This is a genomic window from Paenibacillus sp. FSL H8-0548, assembly GCF_038630985.1.
GTDB lineage: Bacteria > Bacillota > Bacilli > Paenibacillales > Paenibacillaceae > Pristimantibacillus.
Window position 1 is genome coordinate 4056101 of the sequence record NZ_CP152049.1, and the last position, 23493, is coordinate 4079593.

Annotated in this window: 18 protein-coding genes; 5 read left to right on the top strand and 13 right to left on the bottom strand. The window is 46.4% G+C overall.

Annotated features, from left to right (window positions below; translation table 11 throughout):
• Nucleotide 1: 1 nt before the first annotated feature.
• Nucleotides 2-1657, top strand: a complete 1656-nt coding sequence (locus MHI37_RS17305) for a response regulator (protein WP_076336926.1) — start codon at nt 2-4, stop codon at nt 1655-1657.
• Nucleotides 1629-2594, top strand: a complete 966-nt coding sequence (locus MHI37_RS17310; RefSeq protein ID WP_076336927.1) for a substrate-binding domain-containing protein — start codon at nt 1629-1631, stop codon at nt 2592-2594. The genes MHI37_RS17305 and MHI37_RS17310 overlap by 29 nt, the downstream gene beginning before the upstream one ends.
• A 42-nt stretch (nt 2595-2636) precedes the next feature.
• Here the strand turns inward: MHI37_RS17310 and MHI37_RS17315 are convergent, their stop codons facing one another.
• The 12 genes from MHI37_RS17315 to leuC all read right to left on the bottom strand — a co-directional run bounded on the left by MHI37_RS17315 (nt 2637) and on the right by leuC (nt 19709).
• Nucleotides 2637-2924: a YqkE family protein gene (locus MHI37_RS17315; protein ID WP_076336928.1), complete on the bottom strand. Its 288-nt coding sequence runs from the start codon at nt 2922-2924 to the stop codon at nt 2637-2639.
• 41 nt (nt 2925-2965) lie between these two features.
• A complete protein-coding gene (gene purT, locus MHI37_RS17320; RefSeq protein WP_076336929.1) occupies nt 2966-4150 on the bottom strand; it encodes a formate-dependent phosphoribosylglycinamide formyltransferase in 1185 nt (394 codons plus the stop codon).
• Between the two features lie 137 nt (nt 4151-4287).
• Nucleotides 4288-6111 carry an ABC transporter ATP-binding protein gene (locus MHI37_RS17325; protein ID WP_076336930.1) on the bottom strand — a complete coding sequence of 608 codons (1824 nt, stop codon included), beginning with the start codon at nt 6109-6111 and terminating at the stop codon, nt 4288-4290.
• Complete coding sequence (locus MHI37_RS17330; protein WP_076336931.1) at nt 6111-7898, bottom strand: ABC transporter ATP-binding protein; 1788 nt, start codon at nt 7896-7898, stop codon at nt 6111-6113. Before MHI37_RS17330 ends, MHI37_RS17325 begins: the two co-directional genes overlap by 1 nt.
• A 294-nt stretch (nt 7899-8192) precedes the next feature.
• Nucleotides 8193-11843 carry a dynamin family protein gene (locus tag MHI37_RS17335; protein WP_076336932.1) on the bottom strand — a complete coding sequence of 1217 codons (3651 nt, stop codon included), beginning with the start codon at nt 11841-11843 and terminating at the stop codon, nt 8193-8195.
• Between the two features lie 10 nt (nt 11844-11853).
• A complete protein-coding gene (locus tag MHI37_RS17340; RefSeq protein WP_076336993.1) occupies nt 11854-12126 on the bottom strand; it encodes an NAD/NADP transhydrogenase alpha subunit in 273 nt (90 codons plus the stop codon).
• A 5-nt stretch (nt 12127-12131) separates the two neighbouring features.
• Complete coding sequence (gene nth, locus MHI37_RS17345) at nt 12132-12827, bottom strand: endonuclease III (RefSeq protein WP_076336933.1); 696 nt, start codon at nt 12825-12827, stop codon at nt 12132-12134.
• 163 nt (nt 12828-12990) lie between these two features.
• Nucleotides 12991-15474, bottom strand: coding sequence for an S-layer homology domain-containing protein (locus MHI37_RS17350; protein WP_076336934.1), 2484 nt, complete (start codon nt 15472-15474; stop codon nt 12991-12993).
• An 84-nt stretch (nt 15475-15558) separates the two neighbouring features.
• Nucleotides 15559-16098: a GerMN domain-containing protein gene (locus MHI37_RS17355; protein ID WP_076336935.1), complete on the bottom strand. Its 540-nt coding sequence runs from the start codon at nt 16096-16098 to the stop codon at nt 15559-15561.
• Between the two features lie 19 nt (nt 16099-16117).
• Nucleotides 16118-17509, bottom strand: a complete 1392-nt coding sequence (locus MHI37_RS17360; protein ID WP_076336936.1) for an N-acetylmuramoyl-L-alanine amidase — start codon at nt 17507-17509, stop codon at nt 16118-16120.
• Between the two features lie 156 nt (nt 17510-17665).
• The gene (leuD, locus tag MHI37_RS17365) at nt 17666-18265 is read right to left on the bottom strand and encodes a 3-isopropylmalate dehydratase small subunit (RefSeq protein WP_076336937.1); all 600 of its coding nucleotides are present in this window, start codon (nt 18263-18265) and stop codon (nt 17666-17668) included.
• Between the two features lie 28 nt (nt 18266-18293).
• Nucleotides 18294-19709: a 3-isopropylmalate dehydratase large subunit gene (gene leuC, locus MHI37_RS17370; RefSeq protein WP_076336938.1), complete on the bottom strand. Its 1416-nt coding sequence runs from the start codon at nt 19707-19709 to the stop codon at nt 18294-18296.
• A gap of 163 nt (nt 19710-19872) precedes the next feature.
• Here leuC and MHI37_RS17375 point away from each other — a divergent pair, with 163 nt between their 5' ends.
• A complete protein-coding gene (locus MHI37_RS17375) occupies nt 19873-20763 on the top strand; it encodes a LysR family transcriptional regulator (protein WP_076336939.1) in 891 nt (296 codons plus the stop codon).
• A 3-nt stretch (nt 20764-20766) separates the two neighbouring features.
• Here MHI37_RS17375 and MHI37_RS17380 read toward each other — a convergent pair whose 3' ends face one another.
• Nucleotides 20767-21567: a carbon-nitrogen family hydrolase gene (locus MHI37_RS17380; protein ID WP_076336940.1), complete on the bottom strand. Its 801-nt coding sequence runs from the start codon at nt 21565-21567 to the stop codon at nt 20767-20769.
• 119 nt (nt 21568-21686) lie between these two features.
• On the opposite strand from MHI37_RS17380, the gene MHI37_RS17385 reads away from it, so the two are divergent.
• Nucleotides 21687-22148 carry a hypothetical protein gene (locus MHI37_RS17385; RefSeq protein ID WP_076336941.1) on the top strand — a complete coding sequence of 154 codons (462 nt, stop codon included), beginning with the start codon at nt 21687-21689 and terminating at the stop codon, nt 22146-22148.
• Between the two features lie 88 nt (nt 22149-22236).
• Nucleotides 22237-23433 (top strand): pyridoxal phosphate-dependent aminotransferase, encoded by a 1197-nt coding sequence (locus MHI37_RS17390; RefSeq protein WP_076336942.1) that lies wholly within the window; start codon nt 22237-22239, stop codon nt 23431-23433.
• Nucleotides 23434-23493: the final 60 nt, after the last annotated feature.

Sequence of the window (23493 nt, forward strand, 5' to 3'; positions counted from 1 at the left end):
CATGAAAAAAGTGATGCTTATAGACGATGAAATATTAGTTCGCGAAAGTATACGAGAATGTATCGATTGGACGAAAGAGGGCTTTCTTTATTGTGGCGACGCGCCTGACGGCGAGGTTGCGCTTCCGATGATCGAGCAATTGCGCCCGGACATTATAATAACCGATATAAAAATGCCCTTTATGAACGGATTAGAGCTTAGCAGCATCGTCCGGAGCCGCATGCCTGAAATTAAAATCATTATTTTAAGCGGTCATGATGAATTTGAGTACGCACGAGCTGCGCTCCGAGCTGGTGTAGAGGAATATTGCTTGAAACCCGTCAGCTCCGCCGATATTATTCGAATGCTTCAAGAAACCAGCAAAAAAATCGATCAGGAGCGATTTGAACAAGAACGAATACTTGAGCTGCAGCAGGCACATGGGAAAAACACCGCACAAGATAGCGAAAAGCTATTAGCTGATCTTTGCAGCGGTTTGATCACAACTGCAGATGCTATTCTACTCGCGAGCAGTCTTTCACTTCCTTTATCCGCGAACCACTATGCGGTTGGCATTACAGATGTGCGCTGCCAGAGGGGAACCGCGCAGCTGGACCGTTCAATTATCGCCCAGGCTGAGGAGCTGTTAGGAGAGCGAATTGCATCTATAGGCGAGCATTTGCATTACAAGCGCAGCCATACGGAAACGATATGGCTGTTCAAGGGCCGAAGCGAGGCAGAGCTGGAAAGCAGCTTGCTTCATTTTCATCAAAATATGTATGCTGTAGTGAAGCCTATTCTTTCTTGCAGCTTAACGGTCGGACTTGGTACGGTGCAGGATCGGCTTCAAGGTATTCATACCTCTTATTTAGAGGCTGAGGACGATAAGCATTGGCGGAGAATAGCGCGGCAAAGTCAGCTTGCCTTATTAGGTGCCGCGGCTTCTCCTGGTCATACGCTATCCACTCACCCCTTTGATCGACAACGATTCATCGATTTTTTGAAGCTCGGAAACCCGAAGCATACCCTTGTCTTTGTCGATTCACTTGCTGAGGAGCTGCAAGCTATTGATTGGAAAGGCACTCTTTACGGCTGCTATCTACTCAATGACTTGGCAATTGAAGCACTGCGAATTGCGAAGGCGATGAGCCGCAGTCTCTATATTCCCGAGCAGTTTGAGGCTGAATTGCAGCAAAGCCTTAGCGCCATTCGACGATTTGACGACGCGCGTCAATTTTTGATTAAATTATTGGGGCAGTTTTGGATTTGGAGAAATGATTCAACAGATAAATATGCAGATATGCTCAATCAGGTAAAGGATTATATTCAAAAGCACTACCATGATGACCGATTATCGCTTCAGGATGCAGCTGAATTTGCATGTGTCAGTGTCAGTCATTTGAGCAAAGTGTTCAGTCAGGAAACCGGTCAAACATTTATCGAATATGTGACTCATACAAGAATTCGAAGGGCTATGGAGCTATTGAAAGCAACTAACGCAAAAACCTATGAAATCGCTCATCTCGTCGGCTACAATGATGCTCACTATTTTTCTCATTTATTTAAACGAATTACTGGTGCGACAACGTCTCAATATCGCAAGGATCAGGCAGCGAGCAGCGTCCAAAGCAGCTATAAAGGAGCCATTTATGCGCACAACAGTATCGATCCCGATTAGAGCTGTGCTTTGGATGTTTTTTTTGGTCACAATTCTCGCAACAGGCTGCCAAGCCGCTGCGGATGATGAGAGCAAGCAAGCAGCTCCTGCTGAAACAGCCCAATTGCAAAATAAGCCTAAACTAACTTTCGGCATTATTTATCCGATGGCTCATCCCTATTACGAAACAATTACACAAAATGCTAAAGAAGCAGCACAGCATTATGGCATTAATCTTATTGTTAAAGCTCCTGACGAAGCTAATTTAGAGCAGCAAATTCGCATGATGGAAACGATGATTGCCCAGAAGGTGAATGGCATCGCGATAAGTCCGATTGATTCAAACGTAATGACACCGATCATTAATAAAGCGGTTCAAGCTGGCATTACGGTTTTCTGCTTCGAATCCGATGCGCCGGGAAGCCAGCGCATGTCCTATATTGGAGCTGACAACGTTGCAACCGGCAAAGGGATAGGTAAAATCGTCGATCAGTTGTTGAACGGCAGCGGAATGATTATTGTCGAAAACGGCATTTCCATAACGATGAGCGCAAAGGAACGGCTGAAAGGCATGCTTGATTATTTGGAACAGAACACCAGCATTCAAGTGCTTGAGGTTCTCCATCATGAAGGAAGCAATACGCTCGCATTACAGCAGCTAGAGAAAATGATTGACGATCATCCGCATTTCGATGCCTTCATTGCACTGGATTATGTAGCAAGCTCCACCTCTATACTGGTATGGAAAGCTACAGGGCTATCCCGTTATGCGCTTGCCGTAGGTATGATGCCCGAAACGAAAGAAGCGATTCGCAACGGTCAAATCACGGCCTCTCTCTCGCAAAACGAGCAAAAGTGGGGTAGTTTAATTATTGAAGGTCTATATCAGGCTGCTGGAAACAGAGCCGTAAGCAGTGCTCAGGATAGTGGTCTAACGGAAATAAGAGCTGTTCCTTAAGGTGGATTGCCTTAAGGAACAGCTCTTTGTCTATTTAAGCTATTATTTATGCTTAGACCAGCTTGGATCACTATTTTCAAGTAAATAAGAGAAGTCATTTTCCAGTCGCTTTTGCTCTTGTTTCTTCTTCTCTTCCTCCTGCTTGCGAAGGTCTTCCTTGAGATTCGCCTCTGCCTGCTTCATTTCATCCGCCTGCGCCTTTAGCTTATTCAGCATATCGCTGCTTAACAAATCCTTAAGCGTCATCCCATTGTCCTGCTCATTATTGGATGCAGCTTTTGGAGCCGATCTTGGAGCGGAAGAATGTACTTTCTTCTGTTTCTTGCCCATGTTCATTTCACCTGCCTTAAATTAAAAATATTGCGTCATACTTATTCACTCACATACTCAATATAGAGTGCACTAGCCGCTTTCCGCGCAAGATCACGCGCTTCCTCTACTTCAGAAGCCGAGCTAAGCGCGACTGCCATACGGCGTCCGACCTTTGTTTCCGGCTTGCCGAAGACACGAACCTGCGTATTAGGCACTGACAGTGCTTCCTCTACTCCACCGATACGGAATGCGGCAGCTTCCCGATCAGCTTTCAACGTGTGGGAAGCACCTGGTGTCAGCAGCCGAATTGTAGGAATTGGAAAACCAAGAATGGCTCTTACATGCAGAGCAAATTCAGATAGATCCTGTGTAACCATCGTTACCATGCCCGTATCATGCGGACGCGGCGACACTTCGCTAAATAATACACCATCCTTCGTAATAAACAGCTCCACACCATATATGCCATAGCCGCCAAGCTCATCCGTAATTCGCAGAGCGATCTCCTCTGCCTGAGCAATTTGCTGCGACGTCATTTCATGCGGCTGCCAGGACTCAATATAATCGCCATCCTTCTGAACATGTCCAATCGGCGGGCAGTAGCTCGTACCGGAAGCAGATCGAACGGTCAGAAGCGTAATTTCAGATTCGAAAGTGATGAAGCCCTCCACTATAATGCGCTGCTTCTTCGCACGACCGCCCTCCATTGCGTAGCTCCAGCATGCTTCCAGCTCCCCTTCCGAACGACAAACGCTTTGCCCTTTTCCTGAAGAGCTCATAATCGGCTTAATTACACAAGGAAAGCCCAGCACCGCCGCTGCTTCTCGCAGCTCATCAAGCGTATCAGCAAAGCGATACGGGGCTGTCGGAATCTCTAACGTTTCAGCTGCAAGGCGGCGTATGCCCTCGCGATCCATCGTCAGCCAAGCAGCACGTGCTGTTGGAATGACACGATGACCTTCTTTCTCGAGCTCCAGAAGCGTTTCCGTCGCTATCGCTTCAATTTCCGGCACGATATAGTCCGGGCGCTCCTTCTCAATGATGCGACGGAGCTCTGCTCCGTCCAGCATATCAATCGTGTAGCTGCGATGCGCAACCTGCATAGCGGGAGCATGCTCATATCGATCTACGGCTATCGTTTCAATTCCAAGACGCTGAGCCTCCAGTACAACCTCTTTCCCAAGCTCTCCAGAGCCTAACAGCAGCAGCTTACGTGCATTTGATGATAATGGTGATCCATACATAAAGAAAAAGAGCCTCCTGGAAGCAAAACGAAGGCGCTGTCCACCACCAGTTAAGGCAAGACTAGCGCTTCGTTTCGTTTTTTCTTCCATTGTGGAGGTTCTATTCGCAAAAATCAACTATTTTTCTAAATTGCATTTTATAAAAAGCGATATTGCGCTTCAATTAATCCGTTATATACCCCTTGCTTCGCAATAAGAGTTTCGTGGTTGCCCTGTTCAACAATTTGACCATGGTCAAGCACAATTATCTCGTCGGCATGTCGGATGGTTGACAGTCGATGCGCAATCATAAAGGAAGTGCGGCCTGCCAATAACGCTTTAAGCGCCTCTTGAATTTTCAGCTCTGTTTCAGTATCAATACTTGCTGTTGCTTCATCCAGAATGAGAATTTGCGGATCTGCAAGCAATGCGCGTGCGAACGACAGAAGCTGGCGCTGACCCATCGAGAGCATATTTCCGCGCTCCTCTACTTGCGTATCGTATCCATCTGGCAATTCCATAATAAAATCATGTGCATTAACAGCCTGTGCCGCCTTTACAATGTCGTCATCCGATGCGTTCAGTCGCCCATATCGAATGTTATCCCGAATCGAGCCTGCAAAAATAAAAGTATCCTGAAGGACGATACCGACCTGAGAGCGCAGGCTTTCAATGCTGACATTACGGATATCTATGCCGTCGATAAGCACACTGCCTTCAACCGGATCATAGAAACGGCAGAGCAAGTTAATGATCGTGCTTTTGCCTGAGCCGGTATGACCGACTAATGCAATGGATTGACCGGCTTTCACATCAATGGTTACGTTTTTCAGCGCCGGTCTGCCCTTCTCATACTCAAACACAATATGCTCAAACCTTACATCACCTTTAATTTTAGGCAGTGGTTTCGCTAGTTCGAGTTCCGCAACCGTTGGCTCCTCATCAATAAACTCAAAGATTCTCTCCGATGATGCCATTGCAATAAGCAGCTGGGAATACATTTGCCCGAGACGATTGATCGGCTCCCAGAAGTTTCCGATATAGGTCGCGAAACCGACAAACAAACCGATGGTAATGGCTCCGATTTGAATCAGATGAGAACCGTACCAAAATAATATGAAAGTTCCGATAGCAGCTGTAATTTCAATAACCGGACCAAAGGCTTGGTTTAATGCCGATGCTTTATTCCAAGATTTAACATTATCTGAGTTCATATGATTAAAGAAGCCCATATTATCCTTTTCTTGCACATACGCCTGTGTAACCTTCATTCCTTGAATACTTTCATTCAAGTGTGAGTTGATCCGAGATTGCTTCATTCGTACATCCTGCCAAGCAAAACGAATCCGTTTGCGAAGCGTTGTTGATACAAGAAACATGAGAGGCACCGTTATCATAACCGCGAGACCCAGCTTAAAGTTCCATGCAAGCAAAATGATGACGATCCCAACTAACTGGACACAATCCATCAGCAGGTTGATGACCCCGTTCGTAAACAGGTCCTGAAGTGCGTTAACGTCATTCGTTACACGAACAAGCACGGAGCCTGCTGGACGCTTATCATAGAAACGGAAGCTAAGCTTCTGAATGTGCTGAAACAAATGATTTCTGAGGTCGTAAATAACCTTTTGCCCGATAATATTCGTATATTTGATTCGATACGTATTAGATGCCCATTGAATAATATACAAAAATAGCATTATACCTGCGATAATCAGCAGTTTTGAGATGCTCGATTCGCCTTTCTTTGGATCAATTGCTTCATCAATCGCTAAAATGACAAGCGCTGGTACGCCGAGACGTGTCAGCGTTCCAAGAATCATCATAAATATGACAGGCATTAATTGTTTGGTGTAAGGCTTCATATACGTGAACAATCGACGTAATTGCCCCCAGTTAAAGGGCTTTTCAATCAGCTCATCGTCTTGATAAACGAAGCGTTCGTTTTTGTTGCTAGCGTTTGTTTTGGCACTCGTGCTCATTATACGGTACTCCCTTTCCGATTATGCACTTGCTCAGAGAGCGTTGTATCCTCCAGCGGATAATCAGCATATTGAATGTTATAAGTATCACGATATGGCCCCTGCTGCGCTATTAACTGCGCATGTGTTCCGCGCTGGACGATATGCCCCTTGTCAAGAACGATAATTTCGTCAGCATGTCGAAGCGAGGATATCCGATGTGCAATAATAAATGTCGTACGACCAGCCATCAGCTCCTTAAAGCCTGCTTGAATTTCATGCTCGGTTTCCATGTCGACCGCACTTGTAGCATCATCCAAAATAAGAATACGCGGATTTATAATAAGTGCTCTCGCAATCGCAATCCGCTGCTTCTGACCACCGGATAGACCCATGCCCCTTTCCCCCACGATCGTATCGTAACCAAGCGGCAGCTCCATGATAAAGTCATGCGCTTTGGCCAGCTTAGCAGCATACTCAATCTGCTCCGGCGTAACATTCCGTACACCAAAAGCAATATTGTCGCGAATGGAAGCCGAGAACAAGAAGGTTTCCTGGAATACCGGCGCGATCAAGCGGCGAAGGCTTGCAACGTCCAAATTGCGGATATCGATCCCATCAAGTGTAATCGTACCCTTTCTTACATTATAGGCTCTCATCAAGAGCTGAATAATCGTAGATTTACCTGATCCTGTCGCCCCTAGCAATCCAATTACAGAGCCCTCTGGCGCATCAATGACTAGGTCTGTTACGGCATTCGACTTATCAGGATAGTTGAACGTAACATGGTCAAAGCGTACATGGCCTTTTACCGAATGGTTGTTAACCACGATAGCATCCTCTGTGTTTTTCACGTGAACATGCTCATTGAGCAAGCCAAGCACCCGTTCTCCTGATGCTTTGAATTGTGTGAAGTTGTTGATATGGAACCCAAGCCCCCACATTGGACCAATGATGTACCAGATCAAGCTGAAGAAGGCAACAAACTCACCTAGTTTGAGTGAACCGTTAATAACAAGAATACCGCCTGTTACTAAAAGGATGACAGCGCTTAAATTCGCAACGAGCTCCATCACTGGAAAATACTTCGCCCATATCTTTGCTGCCCCTACCTGATTCGTTTGGTAAGCTTCACTGCGTATTGAAAATTTCGATACTTCATGGGTTTCACGCGCAAATGATTTGACAGTACGCACACCCGTAATATTCTCTTGCACCGCAGTCGTAAGATTACTCATCGCTTGGCGCATCTCACGGAAAGCTGGATGGATATGACGTTCAAAGCGTATAGCTACAAAGCCAAGCAACGGTATCATCACTAGCGTAATCAACGTTAGCTGCCAATGAATGGACAGCATCATCGCTCCTCCGAAAACAATCATGAGCACCATGTTCAAAATTTGCGCAAAGCCAAATCCGATAAAGTTGCGAATGGCTTCGAGATCGGCTGTCAGACGCGACATAAGGTCACCCGTCTTCGCTTTGTCATAATACTGATACGACAGCGTTTGCAGCTTGTCATACAAAGCATTTCTCATATTGAAGGCTACCTTATTTCCAAGGCGCCCTCCCGTTAATCCGTGTAGAAACTGCATACATGCTTTAAAAATGACGACTCCAACAACCGTAAAAGCAAGCGTCGGTACTAGATGATAATTTTCTAGCTTGATGACATCATCAATCAAAAATCGCAGTAAATTCGGATAAACAAGTCCGAGCGCCGTAGCGCACATTAAACAAATTATTGAGGCGAACAGCAACTTTCGCTCCTCCCAATAAAATGCTCTCAACTGCTTAAAAACGTCCAAGTAATTCCAACTCCCCGTAGCAATTTTTTTAGTATGAATGAATAGTAGCAGTAACCTGAAAACGGAGCAAACAGTATAAGTATGCATATAATTGATTAAAGGAGCTTATTGACTCATTAACTAAATCGAAACTGGTTATTCCTCCTATTTGGTCGTAATTCATGACATATATGTGCCTATTACTCACTTTTTGCACATAAACACACAAAATAAAAAAAGCTTTTGCAGGTGGGAAAAACACCCGCAAAAGCATTAAGCTAATCCTGTGATCGAACAGGGCATATTCATTGACATTTAGAGATGAATAAGTTGATTGTACAGCTGCTTCAGCTCTGAAGTATTTGCGCTGCCAGAGAGCGAGCTTCGCTTGCCGCTCTCAAAGGCGAGCATATCCTCTTCCAGCTGCTTACCAGCTTGATCGGCAGCCCTTTGCCATATCTGCTCATAAAGTGAGATCCACTCCGCAGTTTGCTCAGACATCCATCCATTTAGAGATGGAGCAAGCAGTGCTTCCAGCTCTTTGCGAAGCAGCGACTTTCCTTCGCCTTCAAAAAACTGGCGCGGAGATTTGAAACGGCTCCAGAGCAGCTTCGTATCTACCGCAGCAGCTTCCCATACCGGCGGCTCTTCCGGCGTTGGCAAATCTGAAGCAGCATATGGAACCGCATTGTAAGAAGCGATATACGCTTCCAAGTTCTGCGCTGCATTTGCAAATTGCTTCTGGAGCTGCGTATGAAGCCCGCGTTCCATCCGAAGCGACGTTGCCAGCAGCTCCTGTGAGAGCTCCAGCTGGACAAGCCGCTGCAGCTCAAGCCATGATGTCCATATCGCTTTACGCAAGTCTCGACCGTCATCCTGCAATGAGGCTGGATTGAAGGCAAGATTATAAAACTCGCCAAATCGATATTGAATCCGCTGGACCACATAGTACATCAGCTCACTCAGCTCTTGCCTTAGAAGCTCCGGCATCAAGCCTGTCTTCAGCGCAGTAATTTCACTCTTAGCTTCATTTACAGCATGGCTTAGCGAGCTTAACTCCGCTTCACGTGATGCCATATCACCTTCTGCGCTGTGAATCCAGCCAAGGGCAGTAGCGGCTGCACGCTTCAAATCCTGTTCTGCCGCATCAATCGCCATTCGTCCCAGATCATTCTGAATAAAGGATAAGAAGGATTGCTCAAACTCTTCAATGCCTGAACGCTTCAACAGCTCTGAATCCGCCTCAAGCTTTCCATCAAGCGCCTGCAAGCTCGATACAGGGAATAGACGCGGCGACCGTATCGCATGCTGAAGGAGATTTGTCTCCACATGCTTAAGAACGCCAGTGAGCTCTTCTTGATCGGCAGCCAAATCAGCAGCATTCACAAGGAAAAACATTTTGTCCAGCTCAAATTGATCCTTCACCCTGCCAAGCTGCATCAGAAACTGACGGTCTGCTTGGGAGAACGCGTGGTTATAATAGGTTACAAAAAGGACAGCATCGGCATTTTTAATATAGTTAAAAGCTACGCCTGTATGTCTTGCATTTACTGAGTCGGCGCCTGGCGTGTCAACAAGGACAATTCCTTGTGCTGTTAAAGCACAGTCGTAATGAAGATCGATTTCACTAACAAAGCAGGAACGCGCTTCTTCTGCCACAAACCGCTCATATTCCGCTTGATCGACGGACAGCACCTCGCCTAGCAGCGGCTCATGCTCCGACCAGCCAGCTCTCGCGGCGCGCAGGAAGCTGTAATGCGGACGCCCGCCTGCTCCAATCGTATCCGGCGTTAGCTTGTCGATCGCCCGCATGAGTGCTGCCGCATCAGGCAGATGCTCTTCGCCTGCCTTCTCGCCGAGCAGCGCTAAGGAGTAGCGCACATCGTCCAAGATAGCGGCGCGCGACTTCATAACGATGCGCGCCGTACCATGACCGTGCTCAGCCGTAGGTGGCACGAGCCGGTTGATCGCTGCGGTCGTCGGATTTGGCGAGACCGGCAGCACCGGCTCGCCAATCAGCGCATTCGCGAGCGATGATTTGCCGGCGCTGAAGGCGCCGAACAACGCGATGGTGAAGCGGCTGTCCTGCAGCCGCTTCGCCTTGTCGCGCATCGCATGCGCAGCGGCGGCCAGCGCCGGATGCGGTGCCAGCAGCGCAGCAGCATCCGCTAAGCGTGCTGCCGCGCTGTGCTGCTGCGCAAGCGCGGCTCCGCCGGCTAGCGCTCCGCGGCCAGCGTCAGCTTCGAGCCGCGGCTTCACGCGGCTCTTCGCTACAACATCGGGCACTTCAACCGCCGCATATGCGGCCTCTTCGTGCGAAGCATCTGCGCCAGCCGCACGCGGGGCTGGCAGCACAGGCCTAGCCGGCGCTTCAGGCAGCGCGTCTAACAACCGCGCCTTATGCTCTGCATCGCGCTTCGCCAGCGCTTCAAGCGCCTCCAGGGCACCAGCCTGCGCGCGAAGCTCCGCAAGCTGTGCCTGATGCCGAGCGGCGGCGGCTTCGCCTAGTGCCGCTGCATGATCCGCCAGCGCATCGATCAGCTCAAGCGCGCGCTGGCGATAAACCGACTTAACATCCGCGGCTAGGTCGCGGCTAAAGGTCATTGTATATTCGCTGTTGATAACAGCTCCTATCTTCACTCGCCCGATTAGCCATTCCGCATCGGGCAGCCATGCCAGCTTTTGCGCGAGCTCGGCTTCCAGCAGCTCGCTGTCAAAGCCAATACTCTCTGCCTTTGTCCGCAGCAAATGCTTCACATGCCAATCAATGGAAGCGCTGATTAAGCTGTTCAACTCCTCACGGAAAGCGTTCAGGCGTCTCTCCTGCTCCGCCGCAGTCTTCGCCCCTGCAAACAGCAGCCCTGCCTTAAAACCCGGCTTGCGGCTCTCTAGAAACGTCTGCGCCAAATCACGCAGCCCTGCGGGCGTAATATTCGCGTTATCAAGCAGCGACTGCAGCTCTTTACGCAGCTGCGCTCGGTAAACTTCTTTCTCCTCAGCTATCTTGCCTATAGCAGCTGTAAGACGATTCATCTCACCCTTAACTTGTGCAGCCGCCTCTTCCCCGCCAGCCTCCGTAATCAGCCGTTCCCGCTCAGGCTCGCCTTCTTGCTCGCTCCACTTCTCATGAGCGTCTACCAAATGACGCAGGGAGGCATCTACGCTGTACACACATAACGGCTTGCGCAGCGATTTGAGCTGATCCAGCAGCTCTAGCAGCTGCTCCCATTCCTGATGAGGATGCTCAGGCTCGCGCAACGACAAATAAACGATTCCCGCCGGCTCCAAATGCCAAGCGTGAAACGCATCCTCAACGCTTTGCCGATAGCTTGCGAAGGAAAGCTCGCGCTCACGGTGTTTATCAATTTGATTAACGATAAAATATAAGGGCTTGCCCCAATCCTTCAGCTGCTTGGCAAAAGAAAAGTTAATTTCGGATTGTACATGATTATAATCCATAACATAAAAAACGACGTCAGCAAGATGCAGCGCCGATTCTGTAGCCATTCGATGAGCATCATCCGTGGAATCGATGCCAGGAGTGTCCAGCAGCACCGTATGATCGCCTAGCTGGTTGCTTGGATATACAATAGACACGGATGTGAACTGCTCACCATCGACGCAGTAGCGGTCGAGCTCATCAATTGGAACCTCTGCTTTGGAAACTGTACCATTACGAAGGATTTCCACTGCTGCATAAGCCCGCTCGCCGCCGCGGATAGAAACAACGTTCGCGCTCGTTGGTATCGGACTTGAGGGAAGCAGCTTCGTACCGCAGAGACGGTTAATCAAGGTTGACTTGCCTGCCGAAAAATGTCCACAAAAAGCGACAGTAAGCCGACCATCGGTCAGCTTACTGTTCAGCTCCTGTGCTTGCTTTGCATGTAACACATCATCTGCAGCAGCCATTAAGGCTGCTGCCTCGGATATAGCTCCCGCTATGCTTTGCACGGTTGTTTGAGTCATCTGCTTCTCCTTAAACGACTTGCTCTTCTTCAGACGGCATGCAAATTTCAAATACGTTGCCGTGCTGCAAAATCATAATATTACGTTCTTTATCTCTCATAACGACAACTTCAGGCTTAGAGCGCATACGCTCGATGTACTGATCAGGCACTTCGCCAGATCCGCTGACCGTAATTCCTTCCACTAGAAGATCCTCATGCTCCTCAGGTGGAGACTCAAGCACCTGCTCGTAAATATCTGAGAAAAGCTCAAAATTGTTCGTGTAAACGGAAATACAGTTCATCATCATCATCCTTTTTTGGCTAATTTAGGTTGTATAGACTTATTTTTTGTTTTAAACCCCGGCTTCATACGCTGTTTTCCTTCTTTGCACAAATCAAGCAGCGGACATATCGGACATTGCGGATTTTGTGCTTTGCAATGATAGCGGCCGAAAAAGATCAGTCTGTGGTGAGTTAATGTCCACTCATCCCTCGGAACAAGCTTCATCAGCTTCTTCTCCACCTCAAGCACCGAATCATCTGGCTTTGCAAACCCTAACCGCTTGGATACACGATCCACATGAGTATCGACTGCTATGGCCGGCACGCCAAATGCGTTCGACATCACGACATTAGCCGTCTTGCGCCCTACTCCTGGCAGCTCAGTTAGTCCTTCATGGCTGTCAGGTACTTCCCCGTCATATTTATCTATAACGATTCGGCATAGCTTTTGTATATTCGAAGCCTTGCTGCGAAACAAACCGATACGGCGAATATCCTGCTCCAGCTCCTCTAACGGTACGCTCAAATAATCTTCAGGCCGCTTATATTTTTCAAATAAGCCGACTGTCACTTTATTGACCGTTTCATCCGTGCATTGTGCCGAGAGAAGTACGGCTATCGTAAGCTCGAACGGATTGCTATGGATCAGTTCACAGTGCGCATCTGGAAACATACCCGCTATAATATCCAGCACATGACGCATTTTTTGTTTCGCGATCATCGTCCTCTCTCCTATTGAAACACTATCGTTCAAAGTGTAGCGAAATTTGACACGCTTCGCAACCGTAATCAAGCATATTCTAGAAAAAAACTGCCCATATGGGCAGTTTTTTCACAAAAAATAAATATTTTTGGTCTAAATTACTCTTTTTTTACCAAGCTCGTTATTTTACAACTGCAATAGCATTGTTTCTGAAGCTGAAAATGGTAATCGCATCGCCAGCTTTCAAAGCTGATAGCGTTGAAGAATTTCCATTCGCTGTATAGGTCGTTTGGCTCGTCACATTAAAATAATTCCGGTTATCCGCATCCGTTGCTTTCTCGGTCCAAATTTGACCAGTAGTCGCATTGTAGGATGTGAAAATACGACTTTCCCCTACAGCCGCTGTAATCTGTGTTTTGACACTATCCGGCTTCTGAACCTCAACATAATCACCTACAGTCAGTAGGCTGGTTGCTGCGCCCTGCGACGTACCCTTAATAATAGTGAGTCCGGCATCACTATTGTAAGTGATACTTTGACCAGCTAGGTCAACAATCGTCACGGAGCTAGCCGTAATCGTTTGTACCTTGCCGAACGTAGTAGGAACCGTTTGAGCTGTTACTGCTTGCTTGCCGATATAATTCACATTGATAATTGATCCTGCCGCAATTTGATCAACGGTTAACACTGCGCCTGCCTGATTGATTATCGCCGTATTTAGCATCGATAAATCAAACGCCGCTGTCGATGCATTTTTAACACGCAGCCTTTTATTAACCGTATCGGTTGATACAACCTCGTACTGTGTACTCAGCTGGATTTTTATAGTTGCCACACGGTCTTGATTGCTGTTTAATTCTAGCGTCAATAAATCTCCTACATTCAAATCACTGAAAGCCGCGCTTGTTTTTGTAGGGTGCTCAACATAAGCAGTATTATAAGGTATTGCTATCGTCGAACCGCCTTCTAATTGGATCGTCATTAAATTAGCTGCCGAATTTAATGATACTAATTTCCCCGTATATTTGGTTACGAACTGCAAGGAAATGATGGAATCACCTGTATAGCTGATGACAACTTTACGGTTTGGAGTCAATAAGTTGCTTGCTGCTGCAAGCGAAATATCATTACCGCTGTATACTAATTTCGTTTTATCCGTAAAGTATAACGCTTGTGCATTCAAGCCGGACGCATCAACAATCGTCAACAGTTTTTTGTCACTCACATAGCTTGCAATCTGTGCGCCGGCAATGGTTTGTACGTTCCGATTCGTAACTTTGATTTTCGTAACCTGATCCTTATCATTTAACGTAAGCTCTACTTGATCAGCTGCTTTAATCAAATCATCGGTTGAAGCTCCATTTATTCCGTTAATTTCAACAGTCACGTTATCTGAGATAAACTTAGACACCAGTGTCGAGCCTGTCATAATGGTAATAAGCCCGCCGCTCGCTCCATAAAATGATCCATTCAAACTTGTAGCCGATGCTTGTGCAGATGCAACAATTTTCACAGCTAGCGAGGCTTCACGGAACGTATCCTGGATAATGCTGATTTGACTATCTCTCTTAATTTCAGAAAGAGATAGCGTCTTGCCTTCATTATCCACAACTACTAATGCATCATTATAAAAGATTTCTACTGGCTTATCGTCTATCCAAATATAAATTTTCTTTTCACTAGCAATGACACGATCAAGCGTACCCAAGATCGTCTTTGTATGCTGCTTTTCGCCCGTCACCTCTACATAGCTAGCCTTACCGTCCTTTGCAATGACAGTAACGTCGCCATATTCAAGCAGCTCCTTCCTTGTGATCGGTGTTTCCGTGTTGTAGTGATAGAACAGTGTATCCGCATCCAGCTTGTAGCTTGTTTCTTTATTGCTGCTGTAAAGGGTAAGTGCCGCATCTGTATTGCTCGTAACAATACCGCTCACTTGACCTTCATACGCTACAGGAAACAATTTTTCTGCTCTACTAAACATCGTTGCTAGACTCGCACGAGTCACATTCGATTTAGGTTCGAACTTAGTCGCTGTAACGCCCTTAACAAGCTCTAGCTTCGCCGCTGCATTCACATAGCCTTTGTATATCGCAGTGATCTGACTAGCGTCTGAGAAGCTTGAGCTCGTATTTTGGAGGCGTCCTGCTTCCTCCTCCTGTTCAATCGCGCGTATCATTAGCTTCGTTACCCATTCACGAGTAGCTGGCTTCGTTCCCCATGCAACCTTGGCATCCTTGGCGGCAAGATCAAACTCTTCGGTTTGATCAAGCAAGCCTTCTTGAAAGGCAAGCGTTACATAAGCCTTGAAATAGTTACTTACGTTAAACGATGTAGGAAAAGCGATCATTGCATTCGTATCAGCCTTGTGATCCAATCCTGCAAAACGAAGCGCCATCAACACAGCTTCTTGCTGACTCACATTTTCACTTGGACGAAAAACAAAAGCTCCGCTTGTCGTCGTATTTCCCTCAATAATGCCTTGCAATGCTAGCTTGGCAATATGTTTTTCTGCCCAATGACCACTGCTAACATCTTTAAAAGGGGTGGTCAAACCTGTCGAAGCCGCATGGATTTGACTAGGTAATATTACGCCGCTGCCAGTAATGAGCGAGAATGCAAGCGCTCCTACTAAAATCTTTTTTCCCGCAAAATGCAATGTCATAAATCGATATTCCCCCTGAAAATTTAGGATGACTTCAGCAGAATCAGCTCCGCGGGCGCTACACGCATACTACTGCTGCTTGTCCTACTCTCTATTCATTGGATGCTCAAGCTCCACGTGTCCCATAAGCGTTTCAACCTGTTGGCCATCATTCAATAGCTCAATCGCTTGAACAAACTCAAATTGAAACAACGTTTTTTTAAGTGTCTCAATAACTAACAGCTCGCCAGGCGCACCTAGACGCGCCTCATCTGGCAAATGAATGTCAATCGTAACGACACCTTCTGCTAATTCTACGGATTTAATTTCTATCGGTTTCCATAATGCTAATTCATTTCCGGTTGGTTCTTGTTGTAATTCGGCAATTGCAACTTTAATAAGGTCGTCCTCTGTTTCATATACAAGAGTAACTGGTTTTTCGATTGTTTCATTAAATTCGGAATCGGTTAAATAAATAATAGCTTCACGCTCGTTTAATGCGGCTGTTGGCTCTGCCGTAGGCGCTTCTGTTGGGGCAATTGTGCTGCCTGGATTATTGCTAGGCTTGTCTTGTGCTCCACAACCTGCCAAAGCAGCAGATAAAATGATGACAGCAAGCAGCCCTCGTGCTTTGAAATGTTTCATAACACCGAACACCTGCTTTCTATTTTACGTTTAAGTATTCCTTAATACCTGCGACAAGCTCAGCAGCTATACGATTCTGTGAAGCATCACTAAAGAGCATCTTGGCATCCGATGTGTTGGATAAGAAGCCCGCTTCTATTAAAACTGCTGGCATAGTTGTTTGTTTGATCACTTTAAACGCTTCTTTCTTAACTCCGCGATCTTTAATGCCTGTCGCTGCAAGGAGACGCTTATGAATAACTGTTGCAAGCGCTTTGCTATTATCACGATAATAATAAGTTTCAGCACCCGATGCGCTGCTGGCGCCGCTATTGGCATGGATCGACATAAACAAGTCTGCCTTTAGATTTTCTGCAAAGCTGACGCGATCATCTAGAGTAGGATAAGTATCACCGGTTCTAGTAAGGTGAACTTTGATTTTGCTTTCTTTCTCCAGGAGAGCTTTCATCTTAAGTGCGATACTAAGATTAAATTCCTTCTCCCATTTGCCCGTTATACTTTTCGCACCTGGATCAGTGCCGCCATGCCCAGCATCGATGACTACAGTATAAACATCTTTTGATGAAGATGGAGTCTCAGGCACAACAACAATCGGCGTGTCTGTTGAATCCTTAGGAACATCAGAAAGTGACATGAAGCTTAGTAAAAATTGGCCTGCGTCTTCTGTAAGAACAAAACCTGTGTTTTCACTAATTTCAATGACTAATCGAGCTGTTGCTGGAGAGCTGGAAAATAAGGAATAACGAATTTTTTGCAAATAAGTGCTGTCTGTAACTGTAATTTCTACTTGTCCATTTAAGAGCGTAGTATAGGCCGTATTTGGGAAATCAAATACAACCCGCTTCGGATTTTCCAGAAGCATAGGCTTGCTTGCTTTCACTGTGCCTTCGTAGTTAATGGTCATCGAGCTGTCGCCATTGTAATTCACCTGTGAAATTAAACCAGCAGGCGCTGATGGTTCTGTTGGTTCTGTCGGAAGCGTCGACTGTTCATACATATGTACCTCTTTTACAGCAGCCTTGTAATCTACGGTCAGGCCAAACTGCTCGCCTACAAAACGAAGTGGAACTAACGTCGTGCCCTTAACGATTGCAGCGGGAGTATCCATTTGAACAGGTTGGTCATTCACCATAGCTTTATTGTCATTAAGCTTAAGTATAATGACATCATTGCCATGATTGAGTGTTGCTGTCTTGGTTGAATTATTCCAGGCGATCTGGTAGCCCAGTCCTTCAGTTATAGTCCGCACGGGTACAACAGTTGAACTGTTGATAATTTGCGGATTAACCTCAGATTTTAGGAGCTGACCATTCAAATACAACTTTGGAATAACCTCTGCAGCTTGTCCGACTGTAGCGAACATCGTGAAAAAAACCGACATAAACAAGAAAACGGATACTAATTTTTTCATTTCCCACCTCGATGACTGAAATTGCCCGCATCGAATGAGTGCATTCGACTTTTACAGACGATGATATAGACGCAGCTTGTCAGAAAAAGTTGCGTTATATAGAAAAAAGAGGACAATTAGCCTAAACGGCTATATCGTCCTCTTTCCTTAATTCTGTTAGCTAAGACGAGCAGCGTGTTTTTCCTCGTAAGCTGTAATTTTTTCCTCATGCATCAAAGTCAAACCGATATCATCAAGACCTTGAAGTAAAAATTGACGACGATGCTCATCTAGTTCGAAATCGATCGTTAGACCATGATCATCGGACAGCTGTTTCTGCTCCAAATTAACCTTCAAGGAGTAGCCGTCATATTTTGCCGTGCGCTGGAATAACTCTTCAACCAGCTCTTCGCTAAGCTTGATTGGCAGGATTCCGTTTTTGAAGCAGTTATTGTAGAAAATGTCCGCATAAGACGGAGCAATAATTACTTTAAAGCCATAATCAAGAATCGCCCACGGCGCATGCTCACGTGAGGAGCCGCAGCCAAAGTTAGCACGGGATACAAGAACGGATGCGCCCTCGTAACGTGGTTTGTTCGGTTCGAATTCAGCGTTAACTTCACCATTTTCGTGAAAACGCCATTCAAAGAAAAGGAATTGGCCAAAGCCGCTGCGCTCAATGCGCTTCAAAAATTGTTTAGGTATGATTGCATCAGTGTCGACATTGACCCGGTCGACCGGGGCGACGATGCCTGTAAGTTGTTTAAACGGTTCCATATCGGTTATACCCCTCTCTCGCGTTCAATTAGTTCAACACTTCGGTTTTAATTTCCCAATCGCGTACATCAGTGAAGTGACCTTTAATCGCTGCGGCAACTGCCATTGCAGGCGATACGAGATGCGTACGTCCACCACGGCCTTGACGACCTTCAAAGTTACGGTTAGATGTAGATGCGCAGCGCTCGCCTGGTTTCAATACGTCTGGATTCATCGCCAGACACATCGAGCAGCCTGCATCACGCCATTCAAAACCAGCGTCAGAGAAGATTTTGTCCAAGCCTTCTTTCTCAGCTTGAATTTTCACGCGGCCTGAGCCCGGAACGACAATCGCTGTTACACGATCGCTAACTTGGTAGCCTCTAGCGATTTCAGCAGCAGCTCGCAAATCTTCAATACGGCCATTTGTACATGAACCGATAAATACATAATCAATTGGAATTTCATTCATAGGCGTACCTGGCTTCAGATCCATATACTCAAGCGCTGCTTCAGCTGCTTTACGCTCATTCTCTGTTGGAAGATCAGCAGGGAATGGAACTTTAGCTGTAATGTTTGTACCCATACCTGGGCTAGTTCCCCAAGTGACTTGCGGGATCAAAGCATCAACGTCGAATTGCAATACCGTATCATACTCTGCGCCTTCGTCAGTCGTAAGCTGTTTCCAAGCTTCAACCGCATCATCAAAGTTAGCGGGCGCATATTGACGTCCACGTAAATATGCGAAAGTTGTTTCATCTGGAGCAATCATGCCTGCGCGAGCGCCGGCTTCAATGGACATATTACAAACGGTCATACGCTCTTCCATTGTCAAGCTAGTAATTGCCTCACCTGTAAATTCGATAACGTAACCCGTTGCGAAATCTGTACCGTATTGAGCAATAACGCCAAGGATCAAATCCTTTGCAGTAACGCCTGGCTTGCGTTTGCCGTTGAAGCGAATCTCAAGTGTCTTCGCTTTCGATTGCTGCAAGCATTGTGTTGCCATTACGTGCTCAACCTCGCTCGTACCGATACCAAACGCCAATGCGCCAAAAGCACCGTGAGTTGAAGTATGGCTGTCACCGCAAACAATCGTTTTACCAGGATGCGTAAGACCAAGCTCAGGTCCCATAACGTGGACAACCCCTTGATCAATGCTGTCAAGATCAAACAGCGTTACGCCAAAATCTTTACAGTTTTGAGTAAGCGTGTCGATTTGCTGCTTGGAGATTGGATCTGTAATATTAAAGCGATCCTTTGTTGGAACGTTATGATCCATCGTTGCGAATGTACGATCAGGACGACGCACTTTGCGGCCTGATAGACGCAAGCCTTCGAACGCTTGCGGCGACGTTACTTCGTGAACAAGCTGCAAATCGATATAAATTACGCTCGGCTTGCCTTCTTCTTGATGAATGACGTGATTTTCCCAAATTTTCTCAAACATTGTCTTTTTCGTCATGATATTCACCCCATCGTTTCATTAAATCTTCTGCTCTTCTTAACTAAACCTACTATAGCATTTCTTTCTTCATTGATCCAAGATATAATATCTATAGACACTATAGGTAATAACTATAATGATAACTTTCAATCCATAATTTTGTATAAAGGAGTTTCGCTCTATGGAATTAAGACAATTAAATTATGTCATACAGATCGCTTTGGAGAAAAACTTTTCACGCGCCGCAGAAAAGCTGCATATCGCTCAGCCTTCTCTGAGTCAGCAGCTATCCAAGCTGGAGCAGGAAATTGGCGTAATGTTATTTCGCCGGACGACCAACTCTGTAGAGTTAACACAAGCAGGTCAGGTTTTCGTTAATAAATCTCAAGAAATCTTAGATGCTGTCGAGCAGCTGAAGCAAGAAATGGATGATATGGCGCAGATGCGCCGGGGACGACTTGTCGTAGGCACGCTTCCAATTACAGGATCACATATTTTACCGCTTGTTCTTCCGGTATTTGGGGAACAATATCCACAAATCGAAGTGGTGCTTGTTGAGGATACGACAGTTAAGCTGGAGCAGCTGACCGCCAGCGGCGGAACCGATCTCAGCTTGCTTTCACTGCCTCTTATTGACAGCTCATTAGCGTGGGAGCCATTCTTAGAAGAGGAAATATGTCTTGCCGTCCCCCCTCTCCATCCACTCGCACAACGTGAGAGTCCAATCAATATCGCTGAGCTGCGCAACGAACCTTTTATTGGACTAAAGCGCGGGCAAGGCTTTCGGCAGATAACGGTTGATTTATGCATGCAATTCGGCTTTACTCCGCGCATTGTATTTGAAAGCAGCAATATCGAAACGATTCAATCCTTAGTAGCAGGCGGCATGGGAATTGCCTTCGTCCCACAAATGCTTACACGAGTCAAAGGGACTGAGTTTGCACCCACGTATCTGAATCTGTCCCCAAGATCTACTAGAACATTGGTTGTAGCTAGCCGCAAGGGTCGTTATCTCTCCAAGGCAGCTGATGCTTTCATCCAAACCTTAAAGAAAACCATTAGCAGCTATTGATTATTATGCTTCATATATAGAAGGTCTGCGATCTTCAAATACTGGAATTTTTGAACGTACGGCATCAACTAATGCTAAATCAATAGTCGCATAAAGAATCGTTTCCTCTTCACCTGCTTGGGCAATCGTTTCGCCCCACGGATCCAGCACAAGGGAATGACCGAAAAATTTTGTGTCGCCGCTTGATCCCATCCGATTGCAGGCAATGACGAACATTTGATTTTCAATCGCTCGTGCCGCAAGCAGCGTGCGCCAATGGTGAAGGCGTGGATGCGGCCATTCTGCGGGAATAAACAGCAGCTTGGCCCCTTCCAGTGCAAGCTTTCTAGCAAGCTCAGGGAATCGAATATCGTAGCAGATCATCAAGCCTGCGCTTGTCCCTTCAATTTCAAGCTTGCCCAGCTTGTCGCCTGCCACCAAATATTTTTCTTCTTCCATGAGCCGAAATAAATGGATTTTGGAATAATCAGCGATAACCTCCCCCTCGCGGTTAAACGCGAAGATCGTGTTAAGAATCTTATCCCCCTTCCGCTCAGCAATCGAACCGCCAATAATATATACGCCATGCTTTTTGCTGAATTCGGATAGAAACGCTTTTGTTCGCTCCCCCTCATGATCTGCCAGCGTTTGAATTTCGGTTAAAGCATAACCTGTGTTCCACATTTCTGGAAACATAATTACATCCGGTTTTTCAGCTTGATGGACCGCTTCTTCCAGCATGCTTGCCAGCTTTTCAAAATTCGCTTCCGGATTTCCAGCCTCTATATGCATTTGCAGCAGTGCAAGCCGCAATTGATTACTCATTTGCCATTCCTCCCATTGTTGCTATTTCCCTAATGATACCCTGTCATGGTTCTGTGTCAAGTTGGGAATCGTAACAATAATGACTTCACCACATTACAATCGAAGAGGAGAATGCCGTAATGATATTCAAAAAATTCGCAGCAGTGCTGCTCGCATGCTGCTCAATTTTACTGATCACACAAGTAGCTGCTGCTCATCCCGCCCATAATTCACCAACTACAGAGGTCGGCTTAAAGCCGGTTCAAGTTTTTGACGTAGCCGCCGGAAAAGTTGTCAAAACCATTCCTAATGATGCACAGTTCCAAACGTTAGCCGCATCATGGGTCGGCTCCATTACGGGACTTGCTCCTCAAGTAACTAATGATGAAAGCTGCAGCTATGTTTACCGAGTTCCCTTAGAGAAGGCTGTTACGATTAAATCGAATGATATCTCGGTCGTATCCGATGATCTTTTCCTGTTCAATTGTAAAGATAAACCACCGCTTTTGCTCGTATTTGATGAGAAGCGTAGGCCGTACCTGTTCCTGTTCAAAGCAGACATTAAGCCGTTTATTAAAAAGGTTGGCATTCCTGCCTCCTAGTCTCCTGCTTCTCTTATCCCCTCATTCGTGCTACATTTAAGCTATTGCCTAAATAGATAGCGATTTTTTATGTGGAGTGTGAGGGTATATGGAAACACAGATCAATCAACACCTTATTCAACCTGCAGATCGGATGAATGGTCTTCCGACGCAATTTTTTGCCAAGCTGGTCGCCAAAGCGAATGCACAGACGGCCAAAGGACGCGATGTTATCAATTTGGGACAAGGCAATCCGGACCAGCCGACCCCTTCCCATATTGTTGCGAAGCTGCAGGAAGCTGCCGCTAATCCGTTGTATCATAAATATCCGCCCTTTAGCGGCTATCCCTTTCTAAAGGAAGCCGTTGCGAAGCGCTACAAGGAAGATTACAACGTAGATGTAGATCCAGCGACTGAGGTCGCCATACTTTTCGGCGGAAAAACAGGACTTGTTGAAATTAGCCAATGCTTGCTTAATCCAGGCGATGTTTGTCTAGTGCCCGATCCAGGCTATCCTGACTATTGGTCCGGGGTTGCACTCGCCGGAGCTGAGATGGCCTTTATGCCTCTCACGGAGCAAAACAACTATTTGCCGGACTATGACGCTATTCGTCCAGATTTAGCTGATCGAGCCAAGCTCATGTTTATGAATTATCCGAACAATCCAACAGGTGCAGTAGCAAATGCTGAATTTTATGCAAAAACAGTTGAGTTTGCCAAAAAGCACAATATCGTGATCTCAAGTGATTTCGCATATGGCGCAATTGGCTTTGACGGCAATAAGGCAATCAGCTTTCTTCAGACACCTGGTGCTAAAGAGGTTGGCGTAGAGTTTTATACTTTATCAAAAACCTACAATATGGCAGGCTGGCGTGTAGGCTTTGCTATCGGCAATGCTCAAATTGTTAAGCTAATAAACTTAATTCAAGATCATTACTATTGCAGCTTATTCGGCGGTATTCAGGAAGCTGCTGCCCTTGCACTGACCGGTCCACAGCAATGTGTATCCGATCTAAGAGACATGTATGAGAAAAGACGGAATGCGCTATTCGCTGCGCTTGATCGAATTGGTTGGAAGGCTGCACGTCCAGGCGGATCTTTTTTCTGCTGGCTGCCAGTTGCTCCTGGCTATACTTCGGAATCATTCGCTGATCTTCTGCTGCAGGAGGCCGATGTCGTCGTCGCTCCAGGCGTTGGATTTGGCACGCACGGCGAGGGCTTTGTCCGCCTTGGCTTGTTAACGAATGAAGCACGGCTCGAGGAAGCCATCGAGCGGATCGGAAAACTTAATTTATTTCAGGCTTAATCCGCCATACGCCTTGCTTTACAGCAGCATAGGATCATGATATGCTTATAAGAATTGAAC

Bases quoted from the DNA above. Each gene is read 5' to 3' on its own strand.
- MHI37_RS17305 (WP_076336926.1), top strand. From the start codon at position 2: ATGAAAAAAGTGATGCTTATAGACGATGAAATATTAGTTCGCGAAAGT.
- MHI37_RS17310 (WP_076336927.1), top strand. From the start codon at position 1,629: ATGCGCACAACAGTATCGATCCCGATTAGAGCTGTGCTTTGGATGTTT.
- MHI37_RS17315 (WP_076336928.1), bottom strand. From the start codon at position 2,924: ATGGGCAAGAAACAGAAGAAAGTACATTCTTCCGCTCCAAGATCGGCT.
- purT (WP_076336929.1), bottom strand. From the start codon at position 4,150: ATGTATGGATCACCATTATCATCAAATGCACGTAAGCTGCTGCTGTTA.
- MHI37_RS17325 (WP_076336930.1), bottom strand. From the start codon at position 6,111: ATGAGCACGAGTGCCAAAACAAACGCTAGCAACAAAAACGAACGCTTC.
- MHI37_RS17335 (WP_076336932.1), bottom strand. From the start codon at position 11,843: ATGACTCAAACAACCGTGCAAAGCATAGCGGGAGCTATATCCGAGGCA.
- MHI37_RS17340 (WP_076336993.1), bottom strand. From the start codon at position 12,126: ATGAACTGTATTTCCGTTTACACGAACAATTTTGAGCTTTTCTCAGAT.
- nth (WP_076336933.1), bottom strand. From the start codon at position 12,827: ATGATCGCGAAACAAAAAATGCGTCATGTGCTGGATATTATAGCGGGT.
- MHI37_RS17350 (WP_076336934.1), bottom strand. From the start codon at position 15,474: ATGACATTGCATTTTGCGGGAAAAAAGATTTTAGTAGGAGCGCTTGCA.
- MHI37_RS17355 (WP_076336935.1), bottom strand. From the start codon at position 16,098: ATGAAACATTTCAAAGCACGAGGGCTGCTTGCTGTCATCATTTTATCT.
- MHI37_RS17360 (WP_076336936.1), bottom strand. From the start codon at position 17,509: ATGAAAAAATTAGTATCCGTTTTCTTGTTTATGTCGGTTTTTTTCACG.
- leuD (WP_076336937.1), bottom strand. From the start codon at position 18,265: ATGGAACCGTTTAAACAACTTACAGGCATCGTCGCCCCGGTCGACCGG.
- leuC (WP_076336938.1), bottom strand. From the start codon at position 19,709: ATGACGAAAAAGACAATGTTTGAGAAAATTTGGGAAAATCACGTCATT.
- MHI37_RS17375 (WP_076336939.1), top strand. From the start codon at position 19,873: ATGGAATTAAGACAATTAAATTATGTCATACAGATCGCTTTGGAGAAA.
- MHI37_RS17380 (WP_076336940.1), bottom strand. From the start codon at position 21,567: ATGAGTAATCAATTGCGGCTTGCACTGCTGCAAATGCATATAGAGGCT.
- MHI37_RS17385 (WP_076336941.1), top strand. From the start codon at position 21,687: ATGATATTCAAAAAATTCGCAGCAGTGCTGCTCGCATGCTGCTCAATT.
- MHI37_RS17390 (WP_076336942.1), top strand. From the start codon at position 22,237: ATGGAAACACAGATCAATCAACACCTTATTCAACCTGCAGATCGGATG.